This is a genomic window from Enterobacter sp. PGRG2, assembly GCF_030291195.1.
In the GTDB taxonomy this organism is placed as follows: domain Bacteria; phylum Pseudomonadota; class Gammaproteobacteria; order Enterobacterales; family Enterobacteriaceae; genus Enterobacter_D.
In genome coordinates this window covers 2,649,587-2,661,824 of the sequence record NZ_CP127837.1, presented here as the reverse complement: position 1 = coordinate 2,661,824, position 12,238 = coordinate 2,649,587, and the positions used below count along the sequence as shown (strand labels likewise).

Annotated in this window: 9 protein-coding genes; all 9 read right to left on the bottom strand. The window is 59.9% G+C overall.

All coding sequences use genetic code 11. The annotated features are described in order from the left end of the window. Positions 1-3 precede the first annotated feature (3 nt). Positions 4-2,082 (bottom strand): ABC transporter permease, encoded by a 2,079-nt coding sequence (locus QRD42_RS11750; RefSeq protein ID WP_321987180.1) that lies wholly within the window; start codon positions 2,080-2,082, stop codon positions 4-6. Positions 2,083-2,157: 75 nt separating this feature from the next. Then, on the bottom strand, positions 2,158-3,189 hold the full coding sequence (locus tag QRD42_RS11745) for an ABC transporter substrate-binding protein (RefSeq protein ID WP_318363569.1): 1,032 nt from the start codon (positions 3,187-3,189) through the stop codon (positions 2,158-2,160). Next, a complete protein-coding gene (gene uhpC / locus QRD42_RS11740) occupies positions 3,186-4,490 on the bottom strand; it encodes an MFS transporter family glucose-6-phosphate receptor UhpC (RefSeq protein ID WP_321987179.1) in 1,305 nt (434 codons plus the stop codon). Before uhpC ends, QRD42_RS11745 begins: the two co-directional genes overlap by 4 nt. A gap of 84 nt (positions 4,491-4,574) precedes the next feature. Next, positions 4,575-6,119, bottom strand: coding sequence for an MASE1 domain-containing protein (locus tag QRD42_RS11735; protein ID WP_321987178.1), 1,545 nt, complete (start codon positions 6,117-6,119; stop codon positions 4,575-4,577). Beyond that, complete coding sequence (locus tag QRD42_RS11730; RefSeq protein ID WP_321987177.1) at positions 6,119-6,748, bottom strand: response regulator transcription factor; 630 nt, start codon at positions 6,746-6,748, stop codon at positions 6,119-6,121. Before QRD42_RS11730 ends, QRD42_RS11735 begins: the two co-directional genes overlap by 1 nt. A 101-nt stretch (positions 6,749-6,849) precedes the next feature. Then, positions 6,850-7,890 carry an aldo/keto reductase gene (locus QRD42_RS11725; protein WP_321987176.1) on the bottom strand — a complete coding sequence of 347 codons (1,041 nt, stop codon included), beginning with the start codon at positions 7,888-7,890 and terminating at the stop codon, positions 6,850-6,852. Between the two features lie 108 nt (positions 7,891-7,998). Beyond that, positions 7,999-9,525 carry an efflux transporter outer membrane subunit gene (locus QRD42_RS11720; protein WP_321987175.1) on the bottom strand — a complete coding sequence of 509 codons (1,527 nt, stop codon included), beginning with the start codon at positions 9,523-9,525 and terminating at the stop codon, positions 7,999-8,001. Between the two features lies 1 nt (position 9,526). Further along, positions 9,527-11,098: a DHA2 family efflux MFS transporter permease subunit gene (locus QRD42_RS11715; protein ID WP_072567927.1), complete on the bottom strand. Its 1,572-nt coding sequence runs from the start codon at positions 11,096-11,098 to the stop codon at positions 9,527-9,529. Further along, entirely contained in the window at positions 11,095-12,213 is a 1,119-nt protein-coding gene (locus QRD42_RS11710; protein ID WP_321987174.1) for an HlyD family secretion protein, read from the bottom strand. Before QRD42_RS11710 ends, QRD42_RS11715 begins: the two co-directional genes overlap by 4 nt. Positions 12,214-12,238 lie beyond the last annotated feature (25 nt).

Genomic DNA, 12,238 nt, shown 5'->3' with positions numbered 1-12,238 from the left:
AATTTACGCCTGGTTTTTAGCTTTTGAACGGGAGATACGCGCCTCACCGATCAGCCAGTCAAAGAGGAAGATGATCGCCAGCATCACCACAATCAGGATCGAGCCGTAGGCAATGGCCACGCCGTACTCGCCGTCCTCAACACGGTTTAAGATGTAGGCCGTAGCCACACGGGTGTCCGGGGTGACGAGGAACACAATGGCGCTCACCGTGGTAATGGCGCGCACAAAGCTGTAGATCAGCGCCGAGAGGATCGCCGGGCGCAGCAGTGGCAGCAGAATGTGCGTAATGGTACGTAGTGATCCGGCGCGCAGGCTGAGGGAAGCTTCATCCAGCGATTTGTCGATCTGGCCGAGACCGGCGATCCCGGCGCGAATACCCACCGGCACGTTACGCATCACCATCGAAATAATCACAATGGCCGCGGTACCCGTGAGATACACAGGGGCGCTGTTAAAGGCGAGAATATAAGAAACGCCCGCCACGGTGCCCGGTACGGCAAAGCACAGCATGGTGGTGAATTCGATAGTCTTTTTGCCGCGGAACTGCTGGCGCACCACCACCCAGGCGATCAGCAGGCCAAAAATGGCGGTGATCGGCGCGGCAATACCGGCGTACAGCAGCGTATCGAGCAGTGACGGCCACGCGCCATCGCTCATCCCCTGACCGAACAGCTTGATAAAGTTATCCAGCGTCAGGGTGTAATCCACGCCCCAGTTGACGGTAAAGCTACCGTAGAAAATGCTGCCGTACAGCAGCGCATTGAACGCCACCCACACCGCCAGCAGCGCCATCACGCCCCACACCAGCGTCACCGGCAGCGGCTGCACGTCGCCCCGGTAGGATTTACCGGAGACGGTGACGTAGGAGCGTTTACCGATCCACATATACTGGATGCAGAACACCAGCAGCGAGAACAGCAGCAGGAACGCGCCCAGCGTACTGGCGGCCTGATAATCCAGCTGCGAGCCGGTGATATAGAAATAGATCTGCGTCGCCAGCACGTCGAAGTTGCCGCCCAGCACCAGCGGGTTACTGAAGTCCGCCAGCGACTGCACGATGACAACTAAAAAGGCGTTCGCCAGCGCCGGTTTTAAGAGCGGCACAAAGACGCCGTTAAAGGTCTGCCAGCGGCTGGCGCGCAGGGTATAAGAGGCTTCTTCCAGCGACGGATGAATGGTTTTGATGGCGCCATCGAGGATCATAAAGGCCATCGGCGTAAAGGCCAGCACCTGCGCGATCCAGATACCGGTAAAACCGTACAGCCAGTTAGTGTTGGTCAGGCCGAACCAGTCGACCATCAGTTCAGTCACATAACCGGAGCGGCCCATCATCAGCGTCACGCCCAGCCCGACCACAAAGGGCGGCGTAACGATCGGCAGAATAGAGAAAATACGGCCAATAATGGCGCTGCGCCGGGCGATGCGCGTGGTGTAGATCGCCAGCACCAGCCCGAAGAAGGTACAGCCCACGCCCACCGCCATCGACAGCAGGATCGAGTTGACGATCACCTGCACGATATGCGCCTGCGACAGCACCGTCATAAACGCCAGCGGCGCGAATTCCCCGCTGTCGGTGGTGAACATCGGAATAAAGATGGCGATACTCGGCCAGACGATAAAAATGCCGATCAGCGCGATAATGGCGATCAGCGAGCCAATCACAAAGCGGTCGCCGCTCAGCCATTCAAGGCGGGTCAACGCCAGCGTCATGATCGCGCCAAGGGAAATGAACAGCATGATGGTGGCATAGCCCAGCCCGCGCCCGGCGAGCGTCGCGCTGATAACGATAAACGCCATACAGGCCAGCGCCCAGCCGGCGTCAAACCAGTGGCGACGGCGTTGATCGCGGCTGGCCGCGCTGAACGGGCGCAACAGCAACAGGCTGGGGAACAGGTACCACAGCAGGCTGACGTTAAGATGCGACCAGGCGTACGCATCAAGAATTTCGTCCGCCGTGGATTCAAACAGGCCATAATCCAGGCTCCAGCTCGGCAGCAGCGCGAACGCCAGCCAGCCTAAAAGCAGCCAAAGGAAGACCGCATCCCGCTTTCTGGCGGGATGGAGTGCAAGTGTGTGTGACATAAGTGTTCCGGTGTTGGGAAAGTTGTAGGCCGGGTAAGGCGTTAACGCTGCCACCCGGCAGTGACCGTCGTGGGGTTATTTCCCCATCTTCACATCGCTGACCCATTTATTGATCAGCGCCTTACGCACATCCGTTGAGCCGTATTTGTCCATGTCGTAGCTGATCAGCTTCAGATCGTCGAGCTTGAGCGAGTTCGGCGAAGTTTCCGCCGTGGTGTTGGTCAGGATCTGATAGGACTTGCCCTTCTTCCACGCCAGCTCCTGCGCTTCTTTTGACAGCACCCAGTCAACGAACAGCTTCGCGTTGTCGGCATTGCGCGCGCCTTTCAGAATACTGACGCCGCCGATTTCATAGCCGGTGCCTTCGCACGGCGAGATCAGCTCCAGCGGCGCGCCCTGCTCCTTTTCCAGCGAATAATCGTGCAGGAAGCCGATGCCGATAGCCGTTTCGCCGCGGGCGGCGTTACGCGCCGGGGCGATCCCGGATTTGGTGTACTGAGAGATATTGGTATTAAGCTGCTTCAGGTAATCGAACGCCTGATCTTCGCCCCACAGTTGTACGAAGGTGGCGAGCGCGGTATAGGCGGTGCCGGAACTTTGCGGATCGGCAATCTGGATCTCACCTTTGTATTCCGGTTTGGTCAGATCTTTCCAGCATTTCGGGATCGGCAGGTTTTTCTCTTTCAGCTTCTCGGTATTAACCCCGAAGCCGAGAATGCCGACATACACCGCCGACGACAGGTTGCCTTTCACTTTGGCCGGATCGCGGAACTGCGTCATGATCTGCTCAAGGTTCGGGGATTTATACGGCTGCAACAGCCCCATTTCACCGGCCTGCGACTGCGGATCTAAGGTGCCGCCGTACCAGACATCCGCCTGCGGGTTTTTCTTCTCCGCATCCACTTTCGCCAGCGTACTGCCGGAGCCGTTACGGATAAACGAGGTTTTCACATCGTATTTTTCGCCGAAGGCTTTGGTTTCGGTTTCACACATTTCATTGGTGGCGCTGCAATAGACCACCAGACGGCCTTTTGCCTGTGCGCCGCCGCTTAATGTTGCAAGCGCGATGCCGGTGGCTACCAGCGTAGAGAGCAGAGTCACTTTCATGTTTTTATCCTTTGCGTGTTAGAAGCCGTAATGCCCGCCATCAACAGCGGCATCAGCAGTAAACCCATCAGTGCCGCCGCGACGGACAGCAGGGTAAACATCCCCGACCAGCCGTAGCCTTCGATCACCTGTGACAGCGGCCAGCCCGCCAGCGCCGCCCCCAGATAGGCGAACAGCCCCAGAAAACCGGTGATGGAGCCCGCCGCCCCTTTGTGACCGCACTCCACCGCCGCCAGACCAATCAACATCTGCGGGCCGAAAACAAAAAAGCCCACGGTAAAAAAGCACATCGCCAGCAGCGCATAATGGTGCACCGGCGCGAGCCACAGCGCGGCGACGGAAACCATCAGCCCGAGGGTGAACAGCAAAATCATCGGCGCACGCTGCCCGCTGAACATCACATCCGATCCCCATCCGGCAAACAGCGCCCCCAGCAGCCCGCCCACTTCAAACAGCATCACAGTGGCATTGGCGCTGAGCAGATTGACGCCGTGATTCTCCGCCAGCCAGATGTTCCCCCAGTCGTTGAGCGCAATGCGGATGAGGTACACCAGCACATAAGAAACGCCCAGCAGCCAGATCATCGGGTTTTGCAGCATGGTGGTGCGTAACATCTGCCACAACCCCATCGGCGGGCTTTGCTGCTCCTGCCGTAACTCCAGCGGATCCTGCCGCCACTCCCCGACGGACGGTAATCCCTCTTCCTGCGGTGTGCCCCGCAGTTGCATGGTTAACCACACGCCGAGCGCCATGCTGATGATCCCTGGTGTCAGCATCGCGGCCTGCCAGCCCCACCAGTGGGCGGCAAAGGCACAGATCAGCGGGATAATCGCCCCGCCGATATTGATGGAGGTATTCCAGCAGCCCCACCAGAAGCCGCGCTCGTTGCGCGAATACCAGTGGGTCAGCAGGCGCGCGCATGGCGGCCAGCCCCAGCCCTGGAAAAAGCCGTTCAGCGTCCAGATGAACAGCAGCGTCGGCAGCGAATCGCCAAACGCAAAGAGCACGTTTAACAGCCCGGTGGCAAATAGCCCGATGCCCATAAATACCCGGCTGCCGTGGCTGTCGTGCCAGAGGCCGGCGGCAAACTTCGACAGGCCATAGCTGAGATAAAACAGCGAACCCAGCAGACCGATGTCGCTCTTGCTTAAGCTGAGATCCAGTTGCAGCGCGGGCAGCACGTAATTGACGCTTTTGCGCGTCAGGTAAAAGGCCGCGTAACCCACCACCATCGACAGCAATAAACGCGGACGTAGTCGGCGGTAGCGCTGGCTAATGGCAGTGGCTGACAGTTCCTGCATAGGGCCTCCGGTGACAATGACTATATGAAAGCGAACGAAAAAGGGGATGAGAGAAAGTCCGCAGTGACTAAGACTTTTTCCTGGTTAACGGGGGCTTTGTGGCAAAAGTGTGGGCAGGTTAACAATTACGCGCGTGCCCTGAGCGGACTCCAGCACCAGATCGCCCCCCAGCGCATGCACCCGCTCGCGCATCCCCTGAATGCCGAAGCCAGGGGACTGCCCGGCCGGTAGGCCGATACCGTTATCCGCGACCGTCAGCCAGATCTGCCCGTCGCGCGGCTCAAGGACAATGCTCACCCGGCTGGCCTGCGCATGCTTGCAGACGTTGTTCAGCAGCTCCTGCAACAGGCGGTAAAGGGTAAAAATCAGGGTTTCGTTTTCCGGCGGCGCGCTGAGCCGGTAATCAAAGCGGCAGGTGATGCCGCGCTCGGCAAAGGCGAACTCATTCACCAGATGGTGCAGCGCCTCGCGAAAGGAGAGCTCATCCAGCACCGGCGGACGCAGTTGTCGCAACAGCTGGCGGGTGGAGGTGTGAATGCGCCGCGCCAGATCGTTAATCTGGCTGGCGGCGTCCAGCGCCTGGCTGCTGCCCGCGCTGCGTTTTACCAGCTGCGACTGGATCTGAATGGCGGTGATGTTCTGGCCGATCTCATCGTGCAGCTCTCTGGCAAGGCTTTTGCGGGTGTCTTCTTCACTGTGGATCAGCTTCTCCGCCAGCGCGCGGCGCGCCTGTAACTCCACCTCCAGCCGCTGACGATAGCGATCGAGGTTTTGCGCCAGATGCTGCTGGCGGCTGATGGCGATCCCAAGCCCGATGCCGAGCAACGCCTGGGTGGCGAGGAAAATCTCCAGCTCCAGCAGATCGCCAAAACCGATGCCCACCTGTCGGGCGATGGTGATCATCATGCTGCCGAGCAGCCCCGCCAGCACCCCGCCCTGCCAGCCGAATTTCCACGCCATGATGACGTTAGGCAGAAACACCACGATCAGCAGCAGCCGTTCGATTTCCGGCGACAGCACCATCTGCGTGCCGATGCCGATAATAAAAAACAGGCTGCACCAGATAATCAGCGAGGTGTGCAGCGGCGGGTTGCTGGTGTCCAGCCCCAGCAGATGATAGCGATGCTGCTGGCGCAGAAATTCAAAAATCAGGTAGACGAAGGGCGTCAGCAGCACGCCGCCGGTAAAGCTGGCAAGGCCGATTAGCGTGGACTTACTTTCCAGAAAGGGGGCCAGCAGCAGGGTTTGCAGCAGGGCGCAGGCGGTGACCGCCGTCAGCAGCAGCGTCAGGCGATGCCAGTAGAGGGGAAAACGGTGCCAGTAATAGTGCGCCACACGCGCCACCGGTAGCGCGATTAAGGGGGCGGCCAGCATGGTGTAACCAGTGAGCAACTGTTCGCTGTGCAGCCAGAAAATCATCGCCAGCAACGGCAGTAACAGCGCCGGCCAGAAGCGGCGCGACAGCAAAATCAGCAGCGCCAGAAACACGCCCTGCGGCAGAAACAGCACCGCCTGCTGGCCGTTATGGGTGAGATAAAAACTCAGCGTCCACAGCATCAGCCAGCCCGGTCCCCAGGCCAGAACGATAAACAGCGACAGCACCATAAAACGCCGGGACGCTGACGACATCAGTGCCCCGTCAGCAGCTGGTGGTCGAGGGCAAAATGCACCAGCTCAATGGTGCTGCTGCACTGTAATTTGCCCAGCACATTGGCACGGTGAACATGAACGGTTTTATGGCTTAGTTCGAGCTTATAGGCGATCTCTTTAACGCTGTCGCCCTTGACCAGCAGATCGAATACTTCCCGCTCGCGGGGGGTGAGAATATTCAGCACTTTACCGGAGGGTTCGCCGCCGCGCAGGGCGCGCAGGGCATCGGCGCACAGATAGTGACCGCCCATGCCGACGGATCGCACCGCCTGCACCAGCTCTTCCGGGCCGCAGCGCTTGGTGAGATAGCCGCTGGCTCCGGCGTCGAGCGCACTTTGCACAAAGGCCGGGGTATCATAAATGCTGAGAATAATGGCGCGAAAGCCAGGGCGCTGTTGACGCAGGCGTTTCAGCAGGCTGAGGCCGTTTTCATCGGGCATGGCGACATCCAGCACTGCCACGTCAACATCATCCTGAAGCAGTGCGGGCCAGGCCTCCGCAGCGGTGCTGAACTGCCCGGTCACGCACACATCGTCTTCCAGGCCGAGGAGCTGGGCAAACCCCGACCGTACCACCACATGATCATCCACCAGTACGACACGGACCATTAGCATCACTCCCTTCTCTTTCGCGACATGATGCCGGGTCAGACGGCGCTGGCAATGCTCTTATGGATGATATGTTATGGATGTAACAAAATTGCAATAAATTACTGCGCAGCCAGCTGCTTGCGGCGGTATTCGCCCTGACGTTCCAGCATCCAGCCCGGATATTCCCGCGGCAACGCGCTGACCGCATCCAGCTGTTGCAGTTCGTCGTCGCTCAGGCGAATGCTGGTGGCGGCGATGTTATCCAGCAACTGTTCTTCGCGCTTCGCGCCGATGATCACGCTGCTGACCACCGGCTGATGCAGCAGCCAGGCCAGGGCAATCTGCGCCACGCTCACGCCCTTCGCCTCGGCAATGGTGCGCATCACGTCCACGCAGTCAAACGCGCGATCTTTATTCACCGGCGGGAAGTCGAATTCCTGGCGACGGCTGCCCGCTTCCGCCTGCCCGTCGCGGCTGTATTTTCCGCTTAACAGGCCGCCCGCCAGCGGGCTCCAGACCATCAGGCCGACGCCTTCGCTCTGCATCATCGGCACCAGCTCGCGCTCCAGTTCCCGTCCGGCGAGGGTGTAATAGGCCTGCAGCGAGGCAAAGCGCGTAAGACCCAGCCGTTCGGAAATGCCCAGCGCTTTGGCGATCTGCCAGGCTGCCCAGTTGGAGACGCCGATATAACGCACATGGCCGTGCTGCACCAGATTATCCAGCGCGTACAGCGTCTCTTCGATAGGCGTCGCCGGATCAAAGCCGTGCAGCTGATAGAGATCGATATGATCCAGTTGCAGGCGCTGTAAGCTCTGCTTCACGCCTGTGATAATGTGGTGGCGGGAACTGCCGCGGGAGTTCACCCCTGCCGTGCCGGTTTCACCGAACACTTTGGTGGCGACAATGACGTTTTCCCGCGGCACCTTCAGGTTTTTCAGCGCCTGCCCGGTGATGATTTCCGAGCGGCCCCCGGAGTACACATCGGCGGTATCAATGAAATTGATCCCCGCATCCAGCGCGCTACCGACCAGGCGATCCGCGTCGCTCTGACTGAGCTTGCCGATTTTGCCCCACATGTCGTCTTCGCCGCCAAAGGTCATGGTGCCAAGGCACAGTTCCGACACAAACAGACCGGTATTGCCAAGTTTCTGGTATCGCATAGAACCTTCCTCATAAAGATGCTGCCGTGAATGTTCTGTAGTTATACCCGCCCTGCCGCTTATGCGAATGTGGCGATCCTGCGCGTTTCTTGCCCAATCCTCTGAAAGTTATCCGCGCGGCGCGTCGCCAAACACGGCGTAGTCAGGCATCTGCACGTTCTGGTATGGCTCCCAGCCGCCGCCGAGGGCTTTATAGAGCGCCACCAGATCGAGGCTGGTCTGCACCCGCGCCTGAGCCCGCTGCTGTTCCGCCTGGGCTAACTGGCGCTGGGCATCCAGCACATCGATAAAGGTGGCGATCCCCTGCCGGTAGCTGTCGCTCGCCAGATCGAAGGCGTTTTGCAGCGCGGTGATGGTTTTGCTCAGACCGGCTTCACGCTGCTGATCGGTGCGGTAACTGACCAGCGCGTTCTCCACATCCCCGAGCGCGGTCAGCACTGTCTGCCGGTAGTTGAGCACCGCCGCCCCCTGCTGCGCCCGCGCCAGTTTGACGCTGGAAACCAGCCGTCCGCCCTGGAAAATCGGGATCGAAACCTGCGGGCCAAAGCTGTAGAAATGGCTGCTCCAGTCGGTGAGCCAGTTGGTTTCGCTGTTACGCAGGCCAAACTGTCCGGTCAGCGACAGGCTGGGGAACAGCTGCGCCACCGACACGCCGATCTGCGCGGTGGCGGCATGTAAATTCGCTTCCGCTTCGCGCACGTCCGGACGACGCCGCGCCAGGGTGGACGGAATGCCGGTCGCCACCAGATCCGGCAGTTTCGGCAGCGGCTGTGGGTTGCGCAGTTCAGCGTCCAGCGCACCCGGCGGCTTGCCGAGCAGGATCGCCAGCGCATTCATCGCCTGCCGCTCCTGCGCCTGATACTGCGGCAGTTGCGCTTCAAGATTGCCAAGCTGTGCGCGGGCGTTTTCCACATCCAGCTGCGGCGAGAGTCCCCCGCGCTGGCGGTTTTCCGTCAGCGAGAACGTTTCCTGGGCGGTAGCAATCTGCGTATTCATGGTGGCGATAATGCTCTGCGCGCCGCGCAGTTGCAGCCAGGCGCGGGCGACTTCCGCTTCCAGCGATACCAGCGCGTCGTTGCGCTGTTCAATGGCCGCCTGCTGCTGCGCCTGCGCCGCTTCCACCTGGCGGCGCACTCTGCCCCACAGATCGATCTCCCACTGGGCATCAAAGCTACCCTGATAGAGATTCACCGGCTGCGTCAGGGTGCCAAGCGCCCCCTGCAATTCGGGATCAACGTCATTCAGCTGGCCGTAAACGTCATGGGATTTCAGCTCCCCTTCCAGCCCGAGCTGCTGACGGGTGGCCTTCAGACTGCCGTTTACCGCCGGCAGCAATGCCCCGCCCGCCTGATTGATCTGCTCCCGCGCCCCGGCGATGCGCAGCACGGTCTGCTGCAACGACAGGTTATCGGCAATTGCCCGCTCGATCAGGCTGTTGAGCTGCGGGGAGTTGAAGGTCGTCCACCAGCGGGGATTGACCGCCTGGGACGCCGTCTGCGACTTCACATTGCGGTCGCCCTGATCGTTCCAGTGGCTGACCGCCGGGGCGGCGGGCTGCTGATAATCCGGCCCGACGGCGCAGCCTGCCAGCAACAGCGCCAGCAGGGTGAAAGTGGGATGAGTTTTCCTGTGCATCTTAATGTGCTCCTGCGCTGCCTTCGCTTTTCACCGGCGAAAGCAGTAAACAAAATGGGATCAACAGAACGGCCACCAGACTGAGCAATGTGAAGACATCCACGTAGGCGAGAAAGCGCGACTGCTCGATTAAGGTCTGGTACATCTGCCCGCTGGCAATGGCGGTGGGATCGCCCACCTGCGAGGTGAAATTGCGTATCGCCTCTGCTGAGCTACGGATCGCCTGCTGGAACTGCTCGTCAAAAGGCGAGGCATGTTCGCTGAGATAGGCGCTGTGCACCTGGGATCGTTCGGTAATAGCGGCGGTGGAGAGCGAAATGCCCATCGATCCCGCAACGTTACGGAACATGGTGAACAGCGCCGCGGCGTCGGCGTTCAGCTGCCGGGGTATGGTAATAAAGGCGATGGTGGTCAGCGGCACGAACAGGAAGCCAAGACCAATCGACTGGGCGCTGCGGAACAGCACCAGGGTTTCAAAATCGATGTCCGGCGTCAGGGTGCGCGACCAGAAGAACGACAGCGCGAGGCAGGCAAAGCCAAAGGCGATGATCCAGCGCGTCTGCACCACCGGCATCAGTTTCAGCACCAGCGGAATGGTCAGCACGATCAGTATCGCCCCCGGCGACAGCACCAGCCCGGACCAGGTGGCGGTATAGCCCAGATCCTGCTGAGCCAGCTGCGGGATCACCACCGAGCTGCCGTAGAGGATCATCGCCATGCCCGCCATCAGCAGACTCGACACCGCAAAGTTTTTATCCTTCATACATTGCAGGTTGACCACCGGTTTTTTGGCGTAAATCAGCCAGTAGATAGCGCCGATAATGCCCACCAGCGTCAGCACCGCAAAGGTGCGGATAAAGCCGGAAGCAAACCAGTCGTCGTCTTCGCCGCGATCCAGCATCACCTGTAAGCAACCCAGACCCAGCGCGATCAGGCCAATGCCCGTCCAGTCGATGGAGAGTTTTTCTTCCGATTTACGCTCCCACGGCGGATCTTCCAGCAGCTGATAGATCGCCAGCACCGTGATGATGCCCACCGGGATATTGATAAAGAATACCCAGCGCCAGGAGTAGTTGTCGGTGATCCAGCCGCCGAGCGTCGGGCCAAGCACAGGCGCGACGATAATGGCGATAGAGGACAGGCCGAACGCCTTGCCGCGATCTTCCGGCTTAAAGTAATCCAGCAGCACCGACTGCTGCGTCGGCTGCAAACCGCCGCCAAAGAAGCCCTGCAAGATACGGAACAGGATGATTTCCCACAGTTCAGTGGCGATACCGCACAAAAACGAGCAGACGGTAAACATCACGATGCAGATCAGGAAGAAGCGTTTACGGCCAAACACCCGGCTTAAAAACGCCGAGATGGGCAGCACAATACCGTTCGCCACCAGATAACTGGTCAGCACCCAGGTCGATTCGCTGTAGCTGGAGGAGAGCGATCCGGCGACGTGCGGCAGCGCCACGTTAACGATAGTGGTGTCGAGGATCTCCATAAAAACCGCCAGCGTGACGACAATCGCCACCGCCCACGGATTGCTGGCGGGTTTCCAGCTTTCATGGTTGTGATCGGTCATTCCAGCGTAACCTTCGGCTCAACAGACAGACCCAGCGGCATCGGCTTGTTGGGATCCAGCCCTTTGTCGATGACGATTTTCACCGGCACGCGCTGGACAATCTTCACAAAGTTACCGGTGGCGTTTTCTGCCGGGAAGGCGGAGAAGCGCGATCCGCTGCCCTGCTGAATACTGTCGATATGCCCTTCCAGCTCCATATCCGGCCAGGCGTCGATGCTGATGGTGACTTTATTGCCGGGGCGCATACGCTCCAGCTGCGACTCTTTAAAGTTAGCGACCACCCAGATGTCCGGCGACACCAGCGAGAACAACGCGCTGCCCGCCTGCACCAGAGTGCCGGTCTGCACGTTACGTTTGGTGACGTAACCGTCGAAAGGCGCGCGCACTTCGGTATAGGAGAGATTCAGCTCGGCGTTTTCCAGCTGCGCCCGCGCCTGATCGACCTGACGCTGGCGCGCTTCGACGTTAGTTTCCTGCTGGCGAATTTGCAGCTGCACCTGCTCGGCCACTTCCGCCTGCGCCTTAGCGCTGGCCAGCTGGGCCTGCGCGCTGCGCAGTTGCGCGTTGGCGGTATCAATATTTTGTTGCGTGGTGGCGCGGGGATCGACGCCGCGCTGACGGCGGTACGCGGCCTCGGCATTGGCCAGATCTGCCTGCGCTTTCAGCACCTGGGCGCGCGCTTCATCCCGCTGGGCGGGATACTGCACTTTCGAGAGCGCCAGCTGCGCCTGCGCCTGATGCAGTTGCGCGGTCGCCAGACCCAGCTGGGCCTGCGCCTGATCGCGCTGGGCGCGGGTATCGCGCGGATCGATGGTCACCAGCAGATCGCCCTTCTTCACCCGCTGGTTATCTTTCACACGCAGCTCGGTCACGTAGCCCGCGACCTTGGGCGCAATAGTCACCACATCGCCATCGGTGAAGGCGTCGTCAGTGGTTTCTTCATTGCGGGTCAGCAGCCACCACACCAGTGCGCCGACCACCATGACGATCACCACGATGCCAAGGATAATAATCGGCTTTTTGCCGGGGCGTTTGCGTTCTGTTTTTTCGTTATTATTGTCGATTTTATTGTCGTCTTTTTGCGTCTCGTCAGACGCGTTCATGTTCTCAGCCATAGCGTTACAACGTTCCTGTCAGTTA